The following is a 23289-nucleotide window of genomic DNA, read 5'->3' as shown; positions in this document are numbered from 1 at the left end:
CTGGCCGCCGCTTCGCTCCGCGTTGGGCCGCAAGTGAAAAATCATGAGTGAATTCTGGGTTGGTGTTGCCGCCAGTTTGATAGCCGCGGGATTGGTGTATGTCACCAGGCGCTTTCTATGGCCAGTGCTGTGGGAGCGTGTCTTTTACCGCGGCGTTAATCTCAGCGGCGTCTGGCAAATCGTAGAGGAACGCAACGGAGTATCTCGGGTCGTAGGGAAAATTGAGCTTAAACAAATTGGGCGTCGCCTTACTGGTTCAAGCCTTCGTTCACAAACACGCGGCGGGGAATCGTCGAATCGCAAATTCGCGTACACCGGTTCAATGCACGGGCATCAAGCAACACTTTTATTTGAAGATCAGAAGGGTGTGGGTTTCGATGTAGGCACCTACGTTTTTATAGTCCAAAACGATGGAAATACTATGATCGGCAATACGACCTTTCACGGCAAAACGGAGAACAAGATTGTTTCCGAATCTCGAACCCTCAAAAGGGTCTTGGAGTAAGTTGCGGCCCAACAAATCGTTGGAGAGGGACTTTTTTCCGTACGCTGCGCGTACTCCACAAAAGCCCCTCAACTCAGGCGTTAAGCATCTAAAAGAGAATCGGAGCACATGCCTGAAGAAAGAGTAATCGAACTAAATAAGGTAAAAATTATTCTGCTCACGCTTGGAGCATTAGCTTTTGTATTGCTTGGTGTGTGGTTTCTTTTCATGGACATTCAAACCATTGAAAGTCAGAGGAAATTTAATAGCCCAACTTTGGTTTACGGCGTTGGTGTTGTTTCTATTGTGTTTTTTGGCTTGTGTGGCCTTATAGGGGTTAAGAAACTGTTTGATAATTCGCCAGGTTTAATTATTAATTCTGAAGGAGTTTTAGATAATTCTAGTGGTGTGTCAGCGGGAATGATTCCGTGGGATGATATAGTTAGTATTGGTGAATATCAAATCCAAAAGCAAAAGTTTATATCCATTCAGGTGAAAGACGCTGAAATATACGCAAATAATGGAAATGCCTTAAAAAGAATGGCAAATCGTGCAAATATAAAAATGTGCGGAACACCAGTAAATATTTCAGCAAATAGCTTGAAAATTAGCTACGATGATTTGCTTGAAATTATTGATGAGTATTATCATAGAAGCCGTGAAAATGCTTAACTAGTCAAAGCACGCGGACATGGCAAAGCTGTTACCTTTTTTTCCAAAAAAGCCGCCAACTTCACCAAGCCGGTATTTGAAGCGTTAACAATAGGGAAGGTGTTCAGATCATGGAAGATTTGATTCTTGTTTTTCATGGATTGGTTGTCGGTAGTGCCCTTTATCTTGGGTTTTACCTTTTGTTCTTCATGCTTGGGATGCTTATAGACGATAGATCCGGGGTTATGGATAGTTCCCTGATGGATAAATGCATGGACAAGATGCCGTTCTTTTTATACATAATTGCAATGTTCGCATTCCCATTCATTATGTTTATCTTGTCATTTACTCCAATGATGCTGGCTCTTACGTTTGGGCCAGCTTATGTCTTTGAAGTGAGTTCGGTTTTTCAATGCAACGGGATTGTTTTAGGTTCAAGAACTGGAGCCACCGAAATCAATGCGTGTACAAAGGGACCCGTTTGGATAGGCGTGATTTTAAGCTTCTGCCTTTTAGCCTACTTCCGAATTTTCAGGAATTCTAGCAGTGACTAAGAGTGACAAAGGTAAACCTATCTTTTGTCTTGTTAACAAAGCCAGGCATGCGACGCTACTGCATGGCACCTTCGGCTTCATTTCGTAGACGCGCATGCTGGCGGCATTATACGAAACGCATTGTGAAATAGGGAACAATGGCAAATCATCAAAAAGTAAAGGGATTTTATCTTTGGGACTACCCGAAAACGTCGGTGTCTTGGCCTCTCATCACTATGATCAAGAGTCTCTCCGCTACCCAGCTGATGAACGCCCTTTCATTAGAATAATAGGCAATGGAGAAGGCCACACTTGACCCTCTGAATTTCATCTATTTCACCTCGGTAGTACTCCAAGAGACCCGCACTGATGCACTGTAGCCAGCTTAATCAACACAGCGCAAACCCTCTGCCTGGCGGCAGTGCCTCTGGCGCGCTGGCTCGGCCTGTGCGCCTTGGCACTCATGCTGCTGCTTCGCTGCAGCCTTAGTCTAGCCTCGACTCAACAGGACGTCAGCCGCATTGATCGCGTCGAGATCGACCATGTGGTAAGCGTGCGTACCGAAGCAGACGTAATCGGCGCGCTGGAAGATGCGCGCATCGAGGGCAAACAGGTGGTGATTGCCGGGGCAGGGCACAGTCAAGGCGGTCACATTCTGTACCCGAATGCGGTCATGCTCGACATGCGTGGTTATGATCGTGTACTGAATATAGATACCGAGCATAAAACCATCACAGTTCAAGCAGGGGCGACCTGGGCGCAGGTGCAGGAAGCCATCAATCCCCAGCGTCTTGCCGTCGCGGTCATGCAGTCGTCCAATATTTTTTCGGTCGGTGGCTCGATCAGCGCCAACATCCACGGCCGCCATACGCAGCAAGGGCCAATTATCTCCACTGTGCGTAGTATGCGCATCGCACTCGCCAACGGGCAGATCGTGACCGCCAGCCGGGATATTCATCCTGAGCTGTTCAGCGCCGCGATCGGTGGCTTCGGCACCCTTGGTGTCATCCTGGATGCGACCTTGCAACTGGTAGATGACCAGATGCTAATAAAAACCGTCACGCCGGTCGATTTTGAAGGCTATGCAGCGCATCTGCGCACCAATGCCAGCGCCCTCTCGCTGCACTATGGCCGTTGCTCCATCGCACCAGGGGAGCGCTTCTTAGAGGAATGCTTTGCCATCGACTACCGGCCTGCGGGCGCGCAAAACCTGCCTCAGCCTTTGCAGCAAGAGGCCCATGTGGCTCGCGATAGGCTGCTCTTCAATTGGTCCAGAGGCAGTAATATTGGCAAAACCCTGCGCTGGGAGCTGCAAAAGGGGCTATTGGATAAGCCCGGCAGCACCGCATTGATATCACGCAACAACGCCATGCGACCACCAATCCGCTTTCTCGATTACAGCAGTGAGACCGACACTGACATTCTGCAGGAGTACTTCGTTCCTCTCGACGAATTTCCGGCATTCATGCGTGCGCTGAAAAATGTTGTGCAAGAAAATGAGGTGAATCTACTGAGTGTGACCCTGCGCTACGTCCACGCCAATACTGAGAATCTATTGCCTTACGCCACGCAAAACCAGGTAGCAGTGGTGCTTTACATCAACATGGACCTGAACGAGAGCGCTTTAACCCACGCTGAGCAGTGGACTCGTATGTTGGTAGACCGCGCGCTCGAGCACAGCGGGACCTACTATCTTGTCTATCAACGATTTCCTACCATCCCGCAGTTTCAACGCGCCTATCCGAGCTAATAGACTGCAAACTCAATTACGACCCGGGAGGGGTGTTTAATAATCTGTTCTATCAGCATTATCTGGGACGGCTCACCAACGATTAGTCAGTGAACGCAGCCAATAGGTGCGCTGCCTTCAATATGCGCCCAGCAGCGCCATCTCATTCTGCGCAAAAGCTCGTCGCAATGCTGGGTTGCAACGTGCGGCATTCTTCATAAGAAAATAAGCCTAACAAGCTTCTTGAGGCAAAGGGGGTGAAATCTGTGATTCCACTCAGGCGCAACTCAAAAAAGGGAAATGCCAGCTTGGGCAGAGGGCTATATTTAAGACTGCCCAAGTGTGAAGGCTATGCGGAGGTACTTTAAACAAACTGGCGCTTAGCGATGAAGTAAGCATGGAGATGCAGGGCTGCTAATAGGGGACTATAGAATCAAGTCAAGTATAATTAACAATGCCATGATCCCAACACACCCCATCATCCACAGCATGGGCGAGCCGCTTTCATCCTTGATTGGCTGGTTGGTGTTTTCGTGCAGCTTTTTCTCTTCCATACGTGAGATGAATTCTTCGATAACCATCTTATTGCTGATTCGCTCCCCGTGATACCAGTGATCAGGAAAGTCGATAAGTGACTCGGGGATCAAAAGCTTGTCGATTCTGCGCTTTAATTCCACGTATCCGGTCGACCTGTCGATCAGGTCGCTACGATGAGGTATCTGGCGGGGGGCATCTGTTTCCGGCAAAGCTTTTGACGCCAACGGCATGCAGATATAGTTGTCCTTATCCGCCCCCAGCAGCATGACCGGGACTTGGTGTTCGCCAAATGAAAAGCGTGCAAGGCAAGGGAAACGGTTATCTGTGTAGTCCGGCTGAAATTGTCCGCGACCATTGATTATGGAGTATGGAAGGAGTCCGTGGAGGTCTAAAAAGAACCCAGAGAACAAGAAATTAAGGTCACGACCATGTTGAAAGAGCATCCAGGCAATATGCTTGACGATGCGTTGACGTAGTTGATGGTTGGCGCATTGAGTACCGACGGTATTGGGTAGCGCGGCATTTGCCTTGCAAAGCGCAGTGTCGACCAGCTCTGATGCAAAAATGATATTGCCCCCCCTTGGCGAGATAAAACTGACTTGAAGTTCCCAGGAGTTAGCCCTGTCTTGTGCGGAACTTCGCGCTGAAGGATGGGTGACGTTCAGCTTGATATTGATCGCTTTGGGTACAATCTCTTTATCTACCCTTGACAGTAATCGGCTGAAGCTCTTGATTTTTTCCTCAGCCAGCAGTGAATTATGGTAAATAGCGGCTGGGACGGCTGAAGCCTTTGGGGTGTCCCGCTTGATGGGTAGGGGCGATAACTGCATTCGTTGAAACGATTTTTGCGCCATAGTGGGGAGTTGGCTAAGCCCCTTGGCATTATCCGGCAGTGGCGGAAAGCGAGGGTTGGTCCAGTCGAGTCGATCATCAAAGATGAGTAGAGCTTGCTCCTGCTTGCTGGGCCATGGAAGCGTTACCGAGAGGTGGCTAGGCATCCATAGCTGAACAGCCCCTTTGGGCAGGAGGGTTGTGCAATCATCATTTTCAAAAGGGAAAGCGGTGACAGAATGAAGTGATTCTTCCTTTTCATTATCGTCGTAAAGAGCAAGCTCGGCCAATACGCACATAGCATGACTGCCTAAGTTCAAACGATGATCTTCACCGAATATATTGATGCCTAGTTTGTGAAAATTGGCAGTGCAAAATAGCGCTCCAAGCGTCAGCGGCTTGATCACTATTTCTTTAAGATGGGTATATGGCTCGGTGGAGCTTAATATTTGTTCAGCTCCCGCCATATAAGAGGCATTGACGTGACATAAAAGGCGTCCGTGAAATAATAGTGCTACCTCCTCACCTGACGTATAACGAGTAAACGGCACATAAACTTCGTGATCCGCCCAACCTATTATCTTGGCTATTGCATTACTTTCTACATCTTTTCTGAATTGATCAAAAGGAAGTGGGTTGGTGAGTGTTTCTAACATTACCTTTCATCCTTGATGCAGAATACAAGCATTATCTGTTTGGTCTGTATTACAAGTTCATCATCGCTATCACGCCTATCACCACCGCTACACAGCCCGCGATGAGCCATTTGGCCGAGCTACTGGTGGCGCCATCTGCTTGTTCAAGTTCGCTTAAAAACGTGTTTACACGCATGCTCGAAACAAATTTGGATTTGAGGTTTTGATTGCTGAGGCGAATGCCTTCGTACCAGGCTTCTGGAAAGTCGATGAGCGAGGTGGGGAGCACCAATCTTTCCCCAATATTGGAAAGCATCATGGTCTGTCTCGTCATATCGATAAAACTGCTGCGCCCAGGAATAGAGGTAGGGGCGTGCTTCTCTGGTATGTCTACATCCTTTAGTGGCTGACATACGTAGTTGCCGCCTTGCTGCCCCAGCAGCATGACCGGCACAGGATATTCGCCGCACTGAAAGCGGGCCAGACAGGGAAAACGGCGGTCGGTATAGTCCGGCTGGTAGGCCTTGTCACTGTTGATCACTTGATCGGGGAATAGTCCGTCTAGGCATTCGCCGAACCTTGCCACGTCGAAGCTACGACCCCGTTGTAAAAATACCCAGGCGAGGTGATTGACGATACGCTCGCGCAGCGCTTCGCTGGCGCTATGGGTGCCGATGGTATTGGGTAGCTCTGTATTTGCCTGGCACAATGACGCTTGAACCCAGTCCAGATCGAAGAGCGCCTTGATACCTATGGGCGTGGTAAAGCTGACCTTAACTTCCCAGCGTTCAGAGGCATCGGCTGGCTCTCCCTCCAGTTGGACCGTTTTGGCAACCTTAAGGATGATGTCATTCGCCGCTGGCACAATGTCTTGATCCACCATGGCGCGTAGCTGGCTGAAAGAGAGAAGGGGTTCTCCAATCAGGCTATTGTGGTAGAGAAGCTCTGGTTCTATAGGCTCTGCTGGCGCATCGTTCCAGCGCTGTAGCAACGGAAGCCGTGTGCGCTCGAAAAAAGCCTGAGCACTGGGTGATAACGTGCTCAATGGCATGGCGCCTTCGGGCAGGTCAGGGAAAAGAGGGTTGCTCCAGTCCAGTTGATCGTCAAATACGTAGATAGAGGCGGCCTGGCTCTCATCCGACGTGTACGTATGCTTAGGATTGGCATCGTACCAGTACTGAACGGACCCATACGGCAGCATGTGAACGTCATTGGTTGGCTTGAAAAAGAAGATCTCCGCTTCATAGAGGACTTCTTTATTTTCGGGTGTTTCCACCACGGCCTTCATGCCCAGCACGAGTGTAGTGCGGCCTGCGATATAATCACCTTCTCCATCGTCGACTATATGTAGCCCCACACCGTAAAGGTGCGCATTACGAGCCAGTTCGGCCAACGGCAGGGGCTTGATCACTGCTTCACTACCTTCTTCAAGCTTGGCGCTAGCCAATAAATTGTGCAGGGTATCCGCACTTGTTGAAGCGGCGTAGCGAGATTTTTCATCTATCTGAATTACCACCGGCTCCTCATGGCCTGCCGCATTGCGTACCAAGGCCGTATAGAGCTCGCAGTCGGCCCAACGAAGTAACTTGCGCTGATCCGACGATGACAGATCTTTCTGAAATTCGGTTAAAGAGAATTGTGTAAAAGTATCCGTAGTCATGGTTATCATCCCTGAGTTAGATAGCAGTTCAAAGCCCTATAAAACAACAGGCTTTTAAATAGTAATGAACAATAAGAAGCGGCGAGTACGCGTGCTTATTCATCGTGCTTAATCAGACGTGGGCACTGGGTTTTGATAAAATCAATGTTCAGTGTTTATCGCCCAGCGCTTCCGAGCCCTAAGAAAACATAGTTTATTGTTTCTAACTTATTTAGGCAAAATTGATGGGCTCCGCCGGTTAAGCGCTTATGGCATGGTGGGGTAGCAAACTCTAGTGTCAGGCCATGACATTGCTCAGCATGGATATAATAAGCCCTTCCGCGCCTGGACCCAGTCAGAAGCCTTCCGCAAAGCCCATGCGGGCGCCAAATCGCAGAAGGTATTTACCTGGGACCGCCGAAATTTGAAGGCTATGAGATGGTGCTTTAAGCCATAGGCAATATCGTTAGCGCAGGGCAAGCGGCGATAAATGGAAAGGCTAGCAAAGGAAGGGGGGGCTATAAACTCACCCCCAATATTACGCCCAAAACCACTGCCGCACAGCCTGCTATGATCCACTTAAGAGGGAACCTTGCAGTGGTAGTTTGTTCGTTCTCCATTTCGGCGATCATGGTGTTGAAGCGCATGCCGAAAATAAACTGAGATTTGATATGCTGATTGCTGACTCGAATGCCACGATACCAATGGTCAGGAAAGTCGATAAGCGACATGGGAATTATCAATCTATGGTGGTGCTCTGAAAGTATTATACTCTTTGACTCCATGCTTATCAGTTCGCTGCGACGGGGGACCAGCGTGGGCAAATCCGCCTCCGGGATCTCCTCGAACTTCAATGGCATGCATACGTAGTTGCCTTTATCCTGCCCTAATAAAAGCACTGCCACTTCTAGTTCACCGCACTGAAAGCGTGCCAGACAGGGGAAACGTTTATCCGCGTAGTCCAGCTGAAAAGCCCCGTATCCGTTGGTAATGCAATTTGGTAGTAGTCCTTTCAAGGCTGTACCGAACAGTGTTTTTACGAAGCCGCGGCCGTGCTGAAAGAAGCTCCAGGCAAGATGATTGACAATACGCTCGCGTAGTACATCGCTGGCATGATGGACGCCTGTAGTGTCTGGCAGTGTTGTATTGGCTTTGCAGAGAGAAGCATCTAGCCAGTCGGGGTCGAAAACGGCATTAAATCCCATGGGCGTGGTGAAGCTTATCCTTATTCCCCAGCGTTCGGTGCTGTCGGTGCGCTTGTCACGATGCTTGGCGTCTTTTGTGATTGTCAGAGTGATATCGTCGGCAGGCGGTACGATGTCCTGATCGACCATGCCACGCAGTGAGTGGAAAGAGGCGAGATTATCCGCGCCGACAAAAGCGTTTTGGTAGGAAGGCTCTGGGGCCGGAGGCTGTACTGGCTCAGGCTCTGGGCTTTGCAGTGGTGGCACCCTCATACGCTCGAAAAAGGCTTGCGCGTTAGATGAAAGGCTACTGAGTGCCTGTACCTTATCGGGTAGGGTAGGAAATAGAGGGCTGTTCCAGTCCCACTGATCATCGAACACATGCAGTGACTGTTGCTTACTCAGATCTCGGTCAGGGTTGTACTCCAGTTCGCCGTCGTGCCAGTACTGAACAGCGCCATAGGGGATGGGGTCGGGCTCATCAGGCGATTCGAAAGTGAAGACCTCGGCCGCTCGGTAGATGATTTCTTGGCCTTTCTTATCCTCTAGAATGGCCGTTTCTCCCCAGAGTGTCATGATAGAGCCTGAAAAATACATGGCTGCCTGCTCATCGCTCAGGTGGATGCCCAACTGGTGGATATGCGCGTTGCGGGCAAGCTCGGCAAGCGACAGTGACTTGATTACCAGCTCGCTGCTTTCTTCAAAACTTTCTTCAGAACTTTTCTTAGAACTTTTCTCATAACCTTCTCCAGAACTGTCTCCAGAACTGTCTCCAGAAGTTTCGTCTCCAGGGCTTTCTTGAAGGTTCTTTTCACGCTGTATTCGGGCAAACCACGTTTGCATATTGTCAGCACTGGTGGAGGCGACGTAGTAGCGTTGCGCGTTTATCTTTATTACCGCAGGTCGCTCCTTGCCTGATACGGTGCGCCAGAAGGCCACACGTAACTCGCAGCCAGCCCAGGTGAGCATTTTGCGCTGGTTTGATACTGACAATTCTTGGCGAAATTCATTTACCGAGAAAGGCGTAGTAGAGATGGTCATAATTTATCATCCTTGAAACAGAAAGCTTGTTAGCCACTAAAAAATGCCAAGCCAATGGATAGCAGCATGCTGTAAATCAGTGTTGAAATGGCGGTCTTCTTCAGCATACCGGTGAGAGTCTCGCCATCGCGGCTATGGCTTAATGTTCTGGCGGCATCAGAGAGCGGCTTGGCGACCAGCAGGCAGCTCCATCCCACCAGCGGCACCGGAAGTGCAATCAGATAAATCAAGGTAAGCAGCAGTGCCATACCCAGTAATGCCCAGTGGTAGTTGACCGCGTTAGCGCGACCAAGCTTTACGGCCAGGGTGATTTTTCCATTGCGCGCATCGTTCTCGATATCGCGGACGTTGTTCACATTCAGTACCGCAGCCGATAGCAGTCCGCAGGTCGCCGCAGGAAGAAGCGCCAGCCCGCTTAACTGCTGGGTATACAGGTAATAAGTCCCCAGCACGCCAAGCAGCCCAAAAAATACAAAAACCGAGATGTCACCTAGCCCCCGATATCCATAAGGCGTACCGCCAAGCCCCACGGTATAGGTCACCGCCGCTAATAAAGCAGCGGCGCCTAGCAGTACGAAGAGGGCAATATGCCCCCACTGGTTTCCGAAGGCAGTAAGCAGCAATGAAAGTCCTAAAAGCGCAGCAGCCGTGGCTGTGATTACCATTCCTCTACGCATCGTTTGAGGGCTTAACAGGCCCGACGACACCGCTCGAACGGGACCAATACGCTCCTGGTCATCTGCTCCCGATACCGCATCCCCATAATCGTTGGCCAAATTGGAGAGTATCTGGAGTGAGATCGCCGTTAACAGGGTCAGTAAGAATACGCCTGCATTAAAACTATCCTGATAAGAGGCAAGTCCAGTTCCCAGTAAAATGGACGCGCAGGCCAGTGGGAGTGTGCGTGGTCGCGCCGCCAGTAACCAGGCGTGGTAGTGAGGGCGTTTTACAGATTGGGGCATTTATTGACTATTCCTTTTGGCATCAGCGGTAAAGAAACCGTTAGTAGAACCAGCATGCAATAAGCAGAGGCCAAAACATCTCTCTATGTATAATTAAGTGCTAAAAAGTAGACTTAAGTCAAAAAAAGCCGACGTGCTTTCCCCCACACTACTGGCATTCCCCCTCTAATGTGGAGCCTACGGGATGATCAGCGACTTATTTAGAACAAACAAATATGCAGCTTTTGTCTGGCTAGTATTGCGCCTCTATCTGGGTATTACCTGGCTAACGCTGGGGATTGGCAAAATGACCAGCGGCTTTGATGCTCAGGGCTTTTTGAGTAATGCGGTTGCCAACCCTGTAATGCGTGAAGGCAGCATGGTTTATCCTAACTACGTTGCCTTTCTAGACAACGTCGCGCTGCCTTATGCCGATATTATCAATGTCGTTATTCCGTTCGGCGAGGTTCTGGTAGGGCTTGGGCTGATTGTTGGCGTCCTGACCTCCTATGCGGCTTTTTTCGCCATTGTGATGAACATGTCCTTCTTGATGGCGGGCACCGTCTCGGCCAACCCGTGGATGATCGCGCTGACCTTCTTCTTGCTAGTGGCAGGCGCCAATGCCGGTCGCTTTGGCGGAGACCGCTGGGTGCTGCCCTATATCAGAAACAAAATAGTACGCGATCGGCACGCCTGAACCATGCTTACAGCATTGTGAAATGGGTATTTTGAGGAAGTAAGCGTGACATGACGGAATTGGCAACCCCCGTGGTAATACTCAAGCAACGGCTGGATGAGCTTTGTATTGAGCAGCCGCAGGGATTTATACGGCTGAGCACGCCCTGCCAGATAGAGCATTTAATAGGCTGGCTGAATGTGCAGAGCGTGTTCCCGCGCCTTTACTGGAAAGCTCGCGAGCTTGATGCGCCCGAGTACGCAATGGTCGGCGTGGTCAAAGCGCTGGACTCGCTAGCGGCGTTGCACAGCGACCAATACGCGCTGGCGGCCCACCCGGGAGAGCAGCCCGACTATTTCGGTGGTATGGCCTTTGACCCTACTACGCCGGGGTGGGCGAACTTCAACCACTGCTACTTTTTGCTGCCGCGCATAGAACTCAAGCGCTGTGAGCAAGGGACAATGCTGTCACTCAACCTGCGCTTCGATGACCGCGATCGTGAACAAGAGTTGGCTGATGCCCATGCGGCGCTTGATGCGCTAAATCCGCCCAGGCCACTTTCACCACTTTTGCCGCTTTCCCTGGAACGTAACGACTGTCCTTCTCGGGAAGAGTGGGCAGCACAGGTAAGCCGGGTGACCCAGCCAGACCAATTGTGTAGAACCCCCAAGGTGGTTCTTTCGCGGGAAACATGCCTACGCAGTTCTGAAATACCCAGCCCTTGGGCGCTACTGTCACACTGGCAGGCAGGGGCTGCTGACTGTTTCCAGTTGGGTATCCAGTTCACACCCCATGAAGCGTTTATTGGCTGCCCTCCGGAGCGGCTTTACAGGCGCAAAGGTTCTCACTTGGCTAGCGAGGCACTGGCTGGGACGACGCCTCGCGGGCGCACAGCCCAGCAAGATGGTGAACTTGCCATCAGGCTGCTTTCAGATACCAAGAACGGCCTGGAAAATCGGTGCGTGTATCAACAGCTGCTGAGCCAGCTTGAACCGCTTTCGCATCGGATCGACATGGGCGAGGCACATATTGTCACGCTGCGCTCGGTGCTGCACATTCGCCGCCTGATTCACGCCAAGCTACACCCTGAAGTGAGCGACCGGCAACTACTCGAAACCTTGCCTCCAACGCCAGCCGTCGGAGGCGTACCCCGTCAGGCGGCGTTGGCCTTCATCCGCCAGCATGAGCACCACCGGCGCGGCTGGTACGCGGGTGTCTTTGGTCGAATCAGCCACGCCAGCAGTGACCTGGCAGTGGCCATTCGCTGTGCCCATGTCGGTAAAGACTCGATTCGGCTCTACGCCGGTGCGGGGATCGTGAAAGGTTCTGAACCAGACGCGGAGTGGCGCGAGCTGGATAGTAAAATTGCCGATATCATGACGCTTTTGGGAATGGGGTAAGACATGACCGCGCCTGCTTCAATGCCTGGCTTTGCAACGCATCACGCCACCTTCAATCACCTCTGGGCTGCGCTGATGCTGGAGGAGCTTTATCGCCTGGGAGTGCGCGATGTCGTGCTGGCGCCGGGTTCGCGCTCGGCCCCGTTGACGGCGGCGGCCAGCGAACATGCGGGGCTAAACTGCCACTGCCATTTCGACGAACGCGGGCTTGGCTTTCTCGCGCTCGGCATGGCCCGGGGCAGCCATCGGCCGGTCGTGATCATCACGACCTCGGGGACGGCGGTCGCCAATCTCTATCCGGCGATCGTGGAAGCCAAATTGACCGGCGTGCCGCTGGTGGTGCTCTCCGCCGACCGGCCGATCGAGCTATTGGATAACGGCAGCAACCAGGCGATCGATCAGCGGGATATTTTCGCCCGCCACACGGTCGAGCACCGGGATTTGCCGCCGCCAGCCGCAGAGATGCAAGCGGCTTTTTTGCTGAGTACCATTGACCACTGTGTCGATCGACAGCGCCGCACGCCTGGGCCTATCCACATTAACTGCCGGTATCGCGAACCGCTCTACCCAGGCCGCGACTTACTCGATGCCACCCACTACCTTGCCCCGCTAGGCCGCTGGCAGGCAGGCCCCGCCCCCTGGAGTGATTGGCAGGCGCCGGTGGAAACCCCTTCACACACGAGCGCGTGCGATAGCGAGTGGGAGGTATTTTCTCGAAAGCAGGGCGTGATTGTCGTGGGCAATATCGAGGGAAGCGCGCATGCCCCCCATCAGGTAGCGAAAATCGTCGAGCTCTCCAAACAGTTGGGCTGGCCTTTATTGGCGGACCTGCAAAGCCAGATTCGCTTCGATCCGCAGAACCTGGTGTATTTCGACCTGGCCCTTCATGACCCGCAGTTTTACGAAGAGCTTGCCCAGGCCGAGGTGCTGCTGCAGTTCGGCGGGCGGCTGATTTCCAAGCGGTTGACCGGCTTTATCGCGCAAAAGCCCTGGCAGGACACCTGGCTGGTCGATCCGCTGCCGCACCGGCTCGACCCCGATTACGTTATCAAGCGCCGCTGGGTCAGCCCGCCCGACGCGTTCATTGAAGCGTTGCCCACGCCCGCCGAGCGGCCGCCCTGGCACCGGCTGGATCGCCTTCAGCGGCGCACCCGCCAGTGTGTCGAGGCGCGATGTGCTGCGTTTTCCGAACTGGGGGTGTGCCACCAATTAGCGCAACAGGCGAAAGGGCAGCTGGTGGTCGGCAATAGCCTGGTGGCGCGGCTGATGAATATGCTGGGCACCTACCGCGAAATGCCCCTGCGGGTATTCACCAATCGCGGCGCTTCCGGCATCGATGGTCTGACGGCCACGGCCTACGGCCTCAGTTGTACCCATCCAGGGCCCACCACCCTCGTGCTGGGGGACACCAGCGCCCTGCACGACCTCAACAGCCTGGCGCTGCTGAAACAGGCGGCGCACCCCTTGGTGGTGGTCATTCTCAATAACGATGGCGGCAGCATTTTTCATATGCTGCCGGTGCCCAAAGAAGGCGAGCAGCTGGAGCGCTATTTTCGCCAGCCCCACGGGCTGAACTTTGAACATGCGGCGTTGATGTTCGGGCTTGCGTACGCCGCGCCGGATTCGCTCGATGCCTTTACCGCAGCCTACCAGCAGGCCCTCGAGGTCGGCGTTACGCTGATCGAAATCAGCTTGCCTCATCAGCAGGTAGCGGATGAGCTGGCGGCCCTGGGCGTAGCGATTCGAGAGGCCTGACGTGAGCGACTCTTCCAACCATCCTTCCAGCCATTTTTCCAACCCGATCCTGATAATGCTGCATGGCCTGTTAGGCGACCGGCACGACTGGATAAAGGTCCGTGACCAGTTGGAGGGGAAGGGTATCCCGACGCTGGCACTGGACCTGCCCGGCCACGGCGAGAACCACGGCGTGCAGGTAAGCTCTTTCGACGCGTTTCATCACTGGTTGGGCGATACCTTGAACGCCCGGGGCATCGACCGCTACTGCTTGCTAGGGTATTCTCTGGGCGGGCGGCTGGCGCTTTATCACGCCAGCCGCCAACCGCCGGGGCTTCAGGCGCTATGGCTGGAGAGTGCCCACCCCGGGCTACCCGAAAGCGAGCGGCCGGGGCGTCTTGCGCATGATGAACGCTGGGCAATACGCTTCGAGCAGGAACCGCTTCAAAACGTGCTCGCCAACTGGTACCAGCAGCCCGTATTTGCCGATCTCTCCACCGCGGCGCGCAGCCAGCAGTGCAAGCGCCGGGGGCACAATATTGGTAAGTCCGTAGCTTGCATGTTGCGGGCCACGTCGCTGGGGCATCAGCCCTCTCAGTGGCCGTGGCTGGCGAATACCTCGTTGCCGGTCGGCTATCTGTCCGGCCTTCACGACGCCAAATTCAGCGGCCTGGCGACACGCCTGGCAGCGGCGGCGCCCCATATAGCGCATGCCCCCCTCGAAGGGGGGCACAATCTGCATTCCGAGCAGCCCGGCCAGGTCGCGCGGCAGCTGGAAAGCTGGTATCGCGCGCTCCTTTAAGGGCCCCTTGCTCAGTGGATCAGCAGCAGCCACGGAAGCCCGACCGCCAGCCAGACCACCAGAAACAGCAGACCAAAGACCGCCCCCAGCCGCCACCAAAGGCCGCTCGGCAGGTAGCCGCTGCCGTAGTAGACCGGGCTTGGGCCGGTGCCGTAAGGAGTCAGAATGCCCATGAAACCGAGCGTGGGGAGCAGCAGCAAAACGAACAGCTCCATATCCAGCCCCGCGATGCCCGAAGCCGCCGCCAGCATGACCGGCAGTAAAGCCGTCACGTGGGCGGTGACGCTGGCAAACAGGTAGTGGAGCAGATAGAAAATCACGGTGAGCGCGACCATGGCCATCACGGGGTTGAAGCCGCTGATCTGCCCGCCGACCACGCCACCGAACCAGTTGACGAACCCGACCTGGCTAAGCCCGCCGGCCAGGGCCACCAGGGTGGCAAACCAGACAAAGGTATTCCAGGCCGCGCGGTTATCGAGAATATCGTTCCAGTCGATGATGCCGGTCAGCAGCATGGCACAAATGACCACCAGGCCCACCAGGGACGCCGAAATGATATCGCCGCCGAAGATCCACAGCAGCAAGGCCGTGGCCACCATGACGACCAAAAGGATTTCATGGCGGGTCAAGCGTCCCAGCTTGGCCAGTTCCTGGCCGGCCCAGTCGGAAATTTCATTACCCGCTTTTACCTCTGGGGCGCACAGCCAGTAGCACAGCAAGGGCACCAGGAGTAGCAGGAAAATACCCACCGGCGCGACCGCCATGAACCACTGCCCCCAGTGGATATGCAGGCCGGTGGCGCTTTCGGTCAGCGCGATGGCCAGCAGGTTGGGGGCCAGTGCGGTCAGAAACAGGGAGCTTGTGACACAGGTGGACACGATGGCCGTCCACATCAAAAAGCTGCCCATGCGCTTCATGCTGGGGTCGTTGGGGTGGGAATCATAAAGCGGCGGCAGGTTACGAATCACCGGGTAGATGGTGCCGCCGCTGCGCGCGGTGTTGGAAGGGGTAAACGGCGCCAGAATCGCATCCGCGATCATGACCGCGTAACCCAGCGTTAGGGTGCGTTTGCCCATGGATTTCACCAGCCAAAGCGAGATGCGCCGCCCCAGGCCGGTTTTCTCATAGCCAAGGGCAAACATGAAGGCGCCAAAAATCAGCCAAACGGTCGAGTTGGTGAAGCCCGAGACCGCCCAGGCGAAGGCCTGATTGGCCGCATTGAAGCCTTCCACTGCCATCTGCTCCGGCGAAAACAGTACCCATTGCGAAAGTAGCGCGGCCAGCGTCACCCCGAGTAGGCCAATGACTGCACCGGGCAGGGGCTCGAGTATCAGCCCGACCACACAGCCCAGAAAAATGGCAAAAAAGTACCACGCATGCGGTGCCAGTCCCGATGGCGCGGGTATCAAGGCAACGACGATGGCGACGAAAACGGGTGCTAACAACTTCCATAACGGCACGGGTTGAGCACGGCTGGTCATGTTGCCCTCTCTTATAGCGGGTCAGGTCAGAAAATTACCCGTAAATCATTCACGGGAGGAAAAAGTGGGGGTGAGTGGCCTCCTTGTGCGCTGCCTGAAAGACGCCGGCGCAACGTCTCGATGGGTGGAGATATGACTGTAATACGTGTGTCGCTGCCCGTTGTTTGATGTGTGTCAATAGTTCTTTAGATTGGTGCGAGATCAATACTTTGCCTTTCAGGGGTATGGTAATTTCAAACCAGAAGAGGGCGTTGTATCGGTAGTCTTTTAACCTGACCAGCGGGAGGGTGCCATGCGCCAGCAGGATTTCGATATTGTCATCGTAGGGGGCGGCGGTGCGGGGTTGCGCGCTGCGATAGGCGCGGCCGAGGCTGCCAAAGAGCAGGGCGCCTCGCAGCGCATCGCAATGCTTTCCAAGGTCTATCCCATGCGCTCGCATACCGTAGCCGCCGAAGGTGGCGCGGCGGCGGTTACCAGCAGCGACGACACTCACCAGGCACACTTCGATGACACCGTCTCCGGCGGCGACTGGCTGGTCGAGCAGGGCGTGGTGGACTATTTCGTTCATCATGCCTACCAGGAGCTGGTGCAGATGGAGCGCTGGGGCTGCCCCTGGAGTCGTAAGGACGACGGCCAAGTGCAGGTGCGCCGTTTTGGTGGCATGAAAACCGCCCGCACCTGGTTTGCCGCGGATAAAACCGGCTTTCACATGCTGCATACGCTCTTTCAGACCTCGCTCAAATACCCGGAGATCGAGCGCTTTGATGAGTATTTCGTGCTCGACCTGGCCGTTCACGAAGGCGCGGTCATCGGCGTCATTGCGCTGCAAATCGCGACCGGCGAGCTGACCCTGCTGCGCGCCAAGGCAGTGATTCTGGCCACCGGCGGCGCCGGGCGCCTGTTTCGCTTCAATACCAATGCGGGCATCGTCACCGGCGACGGCATGGCGATGGCCTACCGCCACGGCGTGGCGCTGCGCGATATGGAGTTCGTGCAGTACCACCCTACCGGGTTGCCCGGTTCCGGCATTCTGATTACCGAAGCGTGCCGCGGCGAAGGCGGGATTCTTCTTAATAAGGACGGCTACCGTTACTTGCAGGATTACGGCCTGGGCCCGGAAACACCGCTGGGCCAACCGGAAAACAAGTACATGGAGCTGGGCCCGCGGGACAAGCTTTCCCAGGCGTTTTGGCAGGAGCAGCAGGCCGGGCGCACCGGCAAGTTCGGCGACAGCGACGTGGTGTATCTCGACCTTCGCCACCTGGGTGAGAAAACCATCCTCGAGCGCCTGCCGTTCATCTGCGAGCTGGCCAAATCCTATATCAACGTCGACCCGGTGAAGGAACCCATCCCCATTCGCCCCGCCGTTCACTACACCATGGGCGGGATCGAAACCAACCCGCAGTGCGAAACCTCGATCACTGGGCTCTATGCCGCAGGGGAGTGTGCCTCGGTCGGCTTGCATGGCGCCAATCGGCTGGGCTCCAACTCGCTCACCGAACTGCTGGTGTTTGGCCGCCTGGCCGGTGAACAGGCAAGCCGGCGTGCGGCACACACCGAGTGGGCCGATAGCGCTCTTCTACACGCCCAGGCCGAGCGCCAACAGGCCACGCTTGCGCGCCTTTGCGATGGCAACCGCAGCGGCGAGAACTGGGTGGATCTCAAGCACGCCATGGTGCAGGCCATGGAAAGCGGCTGTGGTATCTACCGCACCGAGGAAAGCATGGCCCAGGCGTTGGCACAAATTCGAAAGCTGCGCGCGCGCTACCGCGAGATTCGCGTCAACGATGCCAGCAAGATATTCAATACCGAGCTTTTGGAGTGCCTCGAGCTTGGGTGTGGACTGGATATCGCCGAAGCCTCGTGCCTTGGTGCCCTGGAGCGGCGTGAATCCCGCGGTGCCCACCAGCGTCTGGACGAAGGGATGCAAACGCGGGACGACGTTAACTACCTCAAGCACAGCCAGGTATTTTATCAAGGCGAGGCGCCTGCCAGGCTGCACTGGCAGGAGGTCGATGTACGCTTTTCCGCCCCGGCAGAACGGGCCTATGGGGACGCCGGTAAAGGGGACAAGGTATGAACAAGACCATCAGCGTTAAGCGCTACGTACCCGATAACGCGGCGGAGTCCTACTGGCAGGCCTTTGAGCTGCCGGTTGATGACAGCACGTCGCTACTGGACGCCCTCAACCATATAAAAGAGCAGTTGGATAGCACGCTGAGCTACCGCTGGTCGTGTCGCATGGCGATCTGCGGCTCCTGTGGGGTGATGGTGAACGGCATTCCCAAGCTCGGCTGCAAAACCTTTTTGCGCGATTATGACGGCGAGATCCGTATCGAGCCGCTCGCCCACTTTCCGGTACAGCGCGACCTGGTCGTGGACATGGAGATCTTTCTCGAGCACCTGGCGGCGGTGAAGCCCTATCTAATCGATGACGACCCGGTCAAACCCTTCGACCCCCAAGCGCCGGAAACCTATCGCCAGTCGCCGGCGCAGTTGGCCCGCTACAAGCAGTTCGCCAACTGCATCAACTGCGGGCTCTGCTACTCGGCGTGCCCGCAGTTCGGGCTCAACCCGGAGTTTCGGGGCCCGGCGGCGATCGCGCTGGCCCACCGTTACAACCAGGACAGCCGCGACCACGGCAAAAAGCAGCGTATGGCGGAGCTTAACCGCCACGAGGGCGTGTGGAGCTGCACCTTTGTCGGCTTTTGCTCGAAGGTGTGCCCGAAGCACGTCGACCCCGCTGCGGCGGTGAACCAGGGCAAGGTCGAAGCGGCCAAGCATACCTTGATCGCCTTGTTCAAAGGCGATGAGATGAACGGCGAGGGGAAGGCGCATGAATAAAACATCATCGCAACGCTTGCCGCCACTGAAACGCAACTGGTGGCTAAAGCATCGGTTTTTCAAACTTTATATGCTGCGCGAAGCCACGGTTTTGCCGCTGGTGTTTTTTCTGCTTTGTTTGATGGCGGGAATGGTGGCGCTCGTTCAGGGGGCGGATAGCTGGCAGGGCTGGGTGGGCTTCATGGGCTCGCCGGTGGTGCTGGCGCTGAACCTTCTGGCGCTTGCCGCCAGCCTTTATCACGCCGCCACGTTCTTTGTGCTGTTTCCACGGGTCATGCCGCTGCGCATCGCTGGCCGCAGCCTGCCTGACAACATGATCGTGGCGGGGCAGTGGGCAGGCGTGGTGGTCGTCGCGCTGCTGTTCTTCTGGTTATTGGGGAGGGCCTGAATATGAGCAAGCAAGCCATGAGTAAACCCGGCAGCCCACAGGCGGCATCCCACCAACAAGCCTTCGATGAGCCGCTTTGGTGGGGGCTTTTCAGCGCGGGCGGCGTCTGTTTTGCGGTCCTTTTGCCCGCCGTCATCCTGTTTATTGGCGTTTTGTTGCCGCTTGGGCTGCTGCCCGCCGACGCGCTAAGCTACGAGCGGGCCACGGCGCTACTGTTCAGCGTACCGGGCTTTTTGTTTGTCGGCGCAGTGGTGTGCCTGCCGCTCTTTCATGCCGCTCACCGGCTGCGCCATGGCCTGTTCGATATAAGCGTGGGCCGCGACGGCTTCAACAAGAAACTGATGTACGGCGCGGCTGCGCTGCTGAGTATGCTGGCATTAGGCCTGGTGGTGGCCGGTATGCTGAGCTGACCGGGACGCAGAACGCCTTAACCGATTAAAAGAGACTGACATGATTGACGGACTGACTGAATCAGAACTCTATGCCCCCATCGCGTGGCAGGACGACTCCGCAGACTACCAGGATATTCTGTATCACACCTCGAGCGAGGGCGTGGCTCGTATCACCATCAACCGCCCCGAGGTGCGCAACGCCTTTCGCCCGCAAACGGTCAATGAAATGGCCCAGGCACTCAACCGCGCCCGCCACGACAGCGCTATCGGCGCCATTCTACTCACCGGCGCCGGTGATAAAGCGTTCTGCTCCGGCGGCGACCAGCGCATTCGCGGTGACTATGGCGGCTACCAGGACGAAGAGGGTACCCATCACCTCAACGTGCTGGATTTCCAGCGTGATATTCGTACCTGCCCCAAGCCAGTCGTCGCCATGGTGGCGGGCTACGCCATCGGCGGTGGCCACGTGCTGCACCTGATGTGTGACTTGACCATTGCCGCCGATAACGCGGTATTTGGCCAGACCGGCCCCAAGGTTGGCTCGTTTGATGGTGGCTACGGCGCCTCGTACCTGGCCCGTATTGTCGGTCAGAAAAAGGCCCGGGAAATCTGGTTTCTGTGCCGTCAGTATAGCGCCGCCCAGGCCCTCGACATGGGGTTGGTCAACCACGTCGTACCGCTTGCCGAGCTCGAAAAAGAGAGTGTTCGCTGGTGCCGCGAGATGCTCCAGCACAGCCCTATGGCGCTGCGCTGCCTGAAAGCCTCGCTCAATGCCGACTGCGACGGCCAGGCCGGGCTTCAGGAGCTGGCCGGTAACGCCACCATGCTCTACTACATGACCGAAGAGGGCCAGGAGGGGCGTAACGCGTTCAACGAAAAACGCCGCCCGGATTTCTCTCGCTATCCGCGTAACCCCTGATGCAGCTGTCGCTTTACCGCTACTCCCTCCCGTTGCGCCAGCCGCTGATGTTTAAAGGGCATAGGCTCAAGAACCGGGAAGGGCTGCTGGTTTCCATCAATGGGCAATGGGGCGAGGTCGCGCCGCTGCCTGGCTTCTCGATGGAAACCCTGGCGGAAGCAGAAGCGGAAAGCCTTGCCTGCCTGGCTGCATTAAAGCGCGGCGACACCACCTGCCCGGCGCTACCGTCGGTGCAGTTCGGGTTCGACTGCGCCCAGCGCGCGTGGCCCGCTGATCTTCCTGACCCTTTGCCAGCCTATCCGCTGCTTCAGGGCACGCCCGCGTCTCTGATGCCGTCGCTTTCAGCCTCCCATTGGCAGGCGTCGCCGCCGAAAAGACTCAAGCTCAAGGTGGCACGCTACGCCATGGCAGAGGAACTGGCGCTGATCGAACAGCTTGGCAAGCACTTCCCCACCACCCAACTGATTCTGGATGCCAACGGAGGCTGGACACGGGCAGACGCCCAGCGCTTCTGCGAGCGCCTGACGCTGGAACAGATTGACTACCTGGAAGAGCCTTGTGCTAGCTTTGCTGACACGATCGCGGTCGCGGAAGCCACGGGGGTGGGCGTGGCGCTGGATGAAACGCTTTCCCGCGGAGCCGCGTGGCACTGCCACCCGCAGCTAAAAGCGCTGGTCATCAAGCCTACGTTAATCGGCTCGCTAAATGCCTGCGAAGCACTCGTTCAGCGAGCAAGCGAAGGCAACCTGCGTGTGGTGATTTCCTCGAGCTTTGAATCCGATCTGGGCCTTGGACTGCTGGGCCGGTTAGCCAGCCAGTGGGCGCCCAATGAACCGCCGGGGCTGGACACAGGCCACTGGCTGACGGCGCGGGTTACCCATGTCTCGGGAGAAGTAATGACACACTCACTGCGCTGCCTCTATCGGGCCTCGTCGATATAAACCCTCATAGCCATCAACAGGAGCACTCAGCGTGATCGATACCTGCCCCATACACTTTTGGGCTAAAGAGACCCCTGAGAAAATCGCCATAGAGGCTGGCTCTGTATGCCTTGATTATCGCACGCTCGATCGCCGCGTAGCGTCGTTAGCACAGCAGCTGGCGCGGCAAGGGTTCGTGGCCGGGGATCGACTAGTGGTTCCCGCCAAAGGCTCGCTTGATTCCTTGCTGCTCGCCTGGGCTTGCCTACGCGCCGGGCTGATTTTCTGTCCGCTCAATCCCGCGTTTCCCGTAACCCAGCAGTTGGGTCTGGCCAAGCGACTTCAGGCTGATCGCGTCTGCCAACCGGAGAGTGACCATGCTTATCCCTCGGAGCTTGTGCCGGTCATTCTCGATTTTCTCTCAGAAACCGAGGTGAGCTCGTCGCCGGTGCTTGATGGCAATCAGCTGTGCAACACGATCTTTACCTCCGGCTCCAGCGGTACGCCCAAGGCGGTGCTCCATCGTGTGGGCAATCACCTGGCGTCGGCGCGTGGCTCGGCGTCGTTTATCCCCGTCGATCAGGACAGTGGCTGGCTGCTCTCGCTGCCGTTATTTCATATCGGTGGCTACGCTATCGCGTTTCGCGTCTTTCTCGCCGGCGGGCGGGTGATTCTCGATGATGCGCCGCATACGTTGTCTGCGCGTCTTGAGCAGCAGTCGATCACCCATCTGTCACTGGTGCCCACCCAGCTTTGGCGGTTGCTGCAAGCGGGTTTTACACCCCAGCGCACACAGCTGCGCGAATTGCTGCTGGGCGGCGCGGCGATTCCTGCGCCGCTGGTGGCCAAAATGACCGCGCTGGGGCTGACACCGAAGGTCAGCTATGGGCTGTCCGAGATGGCCAGCCAGGTCTGCACCGGTATCCCGGCAGCACCTGGCGTTGTGGGCGCGCCGCTACCGGGTCGCGAGGTGAGAGTGGATGAAGGAGAGATACAGGTGCGGGGTGACACCCTGTTCAGCGGCTATCTGAATAACGGCGTGGTTGATTCGGCCCTCAACGATGAAGGCTGGTTTGCCACCCGCGACAAGGGTCATTTTACTCCGCAAGGCGCGCTGGTAGTGGAAGGGCGGCTCGATAACGCCTTTATTTCCGGTGGTGAAAATATCCAGCCGGAAGCTATTGAACAGCGTCTGGTCGATCACCCTGGTATCGCTCAGGCATTAGTGGTGCCGGTGCCCCATAGTGAGTGGGGCGAGCGACCGGTGGCGTTTATCGATTGGCACCATGAACCCGTGTCGGAACGCACGCTAGGTGCCTGGGTACGCGAAGCGCTACCCGGCTTCATGGTGCCGGATGCTTGGCTTGCCTGGCCTGAGGGCGTGGGGTTCAAACCCTCGCGCAAGCAGTTTGCTGAGCTGGCGCGAGGGCAGATCAATCCTCTATTGAGTGGTGTCCTCCGCGGTAGGTAGGTAGGTAGTGCTTCATGGCCGAGGTCGCGAACATGCGGGGTTGGATTGAAAGTAGAT

General features: G+C 55.9%; 20 protein-coding genes and 1 pseudogene. 16 read left to right on the top strand and 5 right to left on the bottom strand.

Going from position 1 to position 23289, the window contains the following annotated elements; all coding sequences use genetic code 11:
- The first annotated feature begins 43 nt into the window (after nt 1-43).
- The 4 genes from INT33_RS03375 (at nt 44) to INT33_RS03360 (ending at nt 3418) form a co-directional block, all read left to right on the top strand.
- On the top strand, nt 44-505 hold the full coding sequence (locus INT33_RS03375; protein ID WP_192536614.1) for a hypothetical protein: 462 nt from the start codon (nt 44-46) through the stop codon (nt 503-505).
- Nucleotides 506-613: 108 nt separating this feature from the next.
- Complete coding sequence (locus tag INT33_RS03370; protein ID WP_193091098.1) at nt 614-1156, top strand: STM3941 family protein; 543 nt, start codon at nt 614-616, stop codon at nt 1154-1156.
- Nucleotides 1157-1266: 110 nt separating this feature from the next.
- Nucleotides 1267-1689 carry a hypothetical protein gene (locus INT33_RS03365; protein ID WP_192536611.1) on the top strand — a complete coding sequence of 141 codons (423 nt, stop codon included), beginning with the start codon at nt 1267-1269 and terminating at the stop codon, nt 1687-1689.
- A 400-nt stretch (nt 1690-2089) separates the two neighbouring features.
- Nucleotides 2090-3418, top strand: a complete 1329-nt coding sequence (locus INT33_RS03360; protein ID WP_193091097.1) for an FAD-binding oxidoreductase — start codon at nt 2090-2092, stop codon at nt 3416-3418.
- Nucleotides 3419-3822: 404 nt separating this feature from the next.
- Here INT33_RS03360 and INT33_RS03355 read toward each other — a convergent pair whose 3' ends face one another.
- A complete protein-coding gene (locus INT33_RS03355) occupies nt 3823-5421 on the bottom strand; it encodes a hypothetical protein (RefSeq protein ID WP_192536609.1) in 1599 nt (532 codons plus the stop codon).
- Nucleotides 5422-5470: 49 nt separating this feature from the next.
- The gene (locus tag INT33_RS03350) at nt 5471-7060 is read right to left on the bottom strand and encodes a hypothetical protein (protein ID WP_192536608.1); all 1590 of its coding nucleotides are present in this window, start codon (nt 7058-7060) and stop codon (nt 5471-5473) included.
- Nucleotides 7061-7376: 316 nt separating this feature from the next.
- Here INT33_RS03350 and INT33_RS21095 point away from each other — a divergent pair.
- Nucleotides 7377-7489 (top strand): annotated as a pseudogene (locus tag INT33_RS21095) (antibiotic biosynthesis monooxygenase family protein); the annotation flags it as partial.
- 68 nt (nt 7490-7557) lie between these two features.
- Here the strand turns inward: INT33_RS21095 and INT33_RS03345 are convergent.
- Both INT33_RS03345 and menA read right to left on the bottom strand, forming a co-directional pair.
- Entirely contained in the window at nt 7558-9264 is a 1707-nt protein-coding gene (locus INT33_RS03345; protein WP_193091096.1) for a hypothetical protein, read from the bottom strand.
- Between the two features lie 29 nt (nt 9265-9293).
- Complete coding sequence (gene menA, locus INT33_RS03340) at nt 9294-10226, bottom strand: 1,4-dihydroxy-2-naphthoate octaprenyltransferase (RefSeq protein ID WP_193091095.1); 933 nt, start codon at nt 10224-10226, stop codon at nt 9294-9296.
- A 184-nt stretch (nt 10227-10410) separates the two neighbouring features.
- Here menA and INT33_RS03335 point away from each other — a divergent pair, with 184 nt between their 5' ends.
- Genes INT33_RS03335 through menH form a run of 4 tightly spaced genes read left to right on the top strand, consistent with a single transcriptional unit; the run spans nt 10411 to nt 14817 of the window.
- A complete protein-coding gene (locus tag INT33_RS03335; protein ID WP_193091094.1) occupies nt 10411-10902 on the top strand; it encodes a DoxX family protein in 492 nt (163 codons plus the stop codon).
- Between the two features lie 50 nt (nt 10903-10952).
- Nucleotides 10953-12281, top strand: coding sequence for an isochorismate synthase (locus tag INT33_RS03330; RefSeq protein WP_193091093.1), 1329 nt, complete (start codon nt 10953-10955; stop codon nt 12279-12281).
- 3 nt (nt 12282-12284) lie between these two features.
- Nucleotides 12285-14036 (top strand): 2-succinyl-5-enolpyruvyl-6-hydroxy-3-cyclohexene-1-carboxylic-acid synthase, encoded by a 1752-nt coding sequence (gene menD / locus INT33_RS03325; RefSeq protein ID WP_192536603.1) that lies wholly within the window; start codon nt 12285-12287, stop codon nt 14034-14036.
- 1 nt (nt 14037) lies between these two features.
- Nucleotides 14038-14817 carry a 2-succinyl-6-hydroxy-2,4-cyclohexadiene-1-carboxylate synthase gene (gene menH / locus INT33_RS03320; RefSeq protein ID WP_318782728.1) on the top strand — a complete coding sequence of 260 codons (780 nt, stop codon included), beginning with the start codon at nt 14038-14040 and terminating at the stop codon, nt 14815-14817.
- A gap of 11 nt (nt 14818-14828) precedes the next feature.
- Here menH and INT33_RS03315 read toward each other — a convergent pair whose 3' ends face one another.
- A complete protein-coding gene (locus INT33_RS03315) occupies nt 14829-16277 on the bottom strand; it encodes an anion permease (RefSeq protein ID WP_319643912.1) in 1449 nt (482 codons plus the stop codon).
- Nucleotides 16278-16590: 313 nt separating this feature from the next.
- Between INT33_RS03315 and frdA the strand changes: the two genes are divergently transcribed.
- From frdA to menE, 7 genes are read left to right on the top strand one after another with little or no spacing between them, the layout of a single operon-like run.
- Complete coding sequence (gene frdA, locus INT33_RS03310; RefSeq protein WP_192536601.1) at nt 16591-18378, top strand: fumarate reductase (quinol) flavoprotein subunit; 1788 nt, start codon at nt 16591-16593, stop codon at nt 18376-18378.
- Nucleotides 18375-19142 (top strand): succinate dehydrogenase/fumarate reductase iron-sulfur subunit, encoded by a 768-nt coding sequence (locus INT33_RS03305; protein WP_192536600.1) that lies wholly within the window; start codon nt 18375-18377, stop codon nt 19140-19142. Before frdA ends, INT33_RS03305 begins: the two co-directional genes overlap by 4 nt.
- On the top strand, nt 19135-19530 hold the full coding sequence (locus tag INT33_RS03300) for a fumarate reductase subunit C (protein WP_192536599.1): 396 nt from the start codon (nt 19135-19137) through the stop codon (nt 19528-19530). Before INT33_RS03305 ends, INT33_RS03300 begins: the two co-directional genes overlap by 8 nt.
- Before the next feature lie 2 nt (nt 19531-19532).
- Nucleotides 19533-19940, top strand: a complete 408-nt coding sequence (gene frdD / locus INT33_RS03295; protein WP_192536598.1) for a fumarate reductase subunit FrdD — start codon at nt 19533-19535, stop codon at nt 19938-19940.
- Between the two features lie 40 nt (nt 19941-19980).
- Nucleotides 19981-20841, top strand: coding sequence for a 1,4-dihydroxy-2-naphthoyl-CoA synthase (gene menB, locus INT33_RS03290; RefSeq protein WP_192536597.1), 861 nt, complete (start codon nt 19981-19983; stop codon nt 20839-20841).
- A complete protein-coding gene (menC, locus tag INT33_RS03285) occupies nt 20841-21782 on the top strand; it encodes an o-succinylbenzoate synthase (protein ID WP_192536596.1) in 942 nt (313 codons plus the stop codon). The genes menB and menC overlap by 1 nt, the downstream gene beginning before the upstream one ends.
- 31 nt (nt 21783-21813) lie before the next feature.
- Complete coding sequence (gene menE / locus INT33_RS03280) at nt 21814-23232, top strand: o-succinylbenzoate--CoA ligase (RefSeq protein ID WP_192536595.1); 1419 nt, start codon at nt 21814-21816, stop codon at nt 23230-23232.
- Nucleotides 23233-23289 lie beyond the last annotated feature (57 nt).

The organism is Halomonas colorata (assembly GCF_014897985.1).
Lineage (GTDB): Bacteria > Pseudomonadota > Gammaproteobacteria > Pseudomonadales > Halomonadaceae > Vreelandella > Vreelandella colorata.
This window is presented reverse-complemented; position numbering and strand designations above follow the sequence as displayed.

Coding starts and splice junctions, on each gene's coding strand:
- INT33_RS03335 (WP_193091094.1), top strand. CDS start 10,411: ATGATCAGCGACTTATTTAGAACAAACAAATATGCAGCTTTTGTCTGG.
- INT33_RS03365 (WP_192536611.1), top strand. CDS start 1,267: ATGGAAGATTTGATTCTTGTTTTTCATGGATTGGTTGTCGGTAGTGCC.
- menC (WP_192536596.1), top strand. CDS start 20,841: ATGCAGCTGTCGCTTTACCGCTACTCCCTCCCGTTGCGCCAGCCGCTG.
- frdD (WP_192536598.1), top strand. CDS start 19,533: ATGAGCAAGCAAGCCATGAGTAAACCCGGCAGCCCACAGGCGGCATCC.
- INT33_RS03350 (WP_192536608.1), bottom strand. CDS start 7,060: ATGACTACGGATACTTTTACACAATTCTCTTTAACCGAATTTCAGAAA.
- menB (WP_192536597.1), top strand. CDS start 19,981: ATGATTGACGGACTGACTGAATCAGAACTCTATGCCCCCATCGCGTGG.
- menD (WP_192536603.1), top strand. CDS start 12,285: ATGACCGCGCCTGCTTCAATGCCTGGCTTTGCAACGCATCACGCCACC.
- menA (WP_193091095.1), bottom strand. CDS start 10,226: ATGCCCCAATCTGTAAAACGCCCTCACTACCACGCCTGGTTACTGGCG.
- INT33_RS03345 (WP_193091096.1), bottom strand. CDS start 9,264: ATGACCATCTCTACTACGCCTTTCTCGGTAAATGAATTTCGCCAAGAA.
- INT33_RS03355 (WP_192536609.1), bottom strand. CDS start 5,421: ATGTTAGAAACACTCACCAACCCACTTCCTTTTGATCAATTCAGAAAA.
- INT33_RS03370 (WP_193091098.1), top strand. CDS start 614: ATGCCTGAAGAAAGAGTAATCGAACTAAATAAGGTAAAAATTATTCTG.
- INT33_RS03375 (WP_192536614.1), top strand. CDS start 44: ATGAGTGAATTCTGGGTTGGTGTTGCCGCCAGTTTGATAGCCGCGGGA.
- INT33_RS03300 (WP_192536599.1), top strand. CDS start 19,135: ATGAATAAAACATCATCGCAACGCTTGCCGCCACTGAAACGCAACTGG.
- INT33_RS03330 (WP_193091093.1), top strand. CDS start 10,953: ATGACGGAATTGGCAACCCCCGTGGTAATACTCAAGCAACGGCTGGAT.
- INT33_RS03305 (WP_192536600.1), top strand. CDS start 18,375: ATGAACAAGACCATCAGCGTTAAGCGCTACGTACCCGATAACGCGGCG.
- frdA (WP_192536601.1), top strand. CDS start 16,591: ATGCGCCAGCAGGATTTCGATATTGTCATCGTAGGGGGCGGCGGTGCG.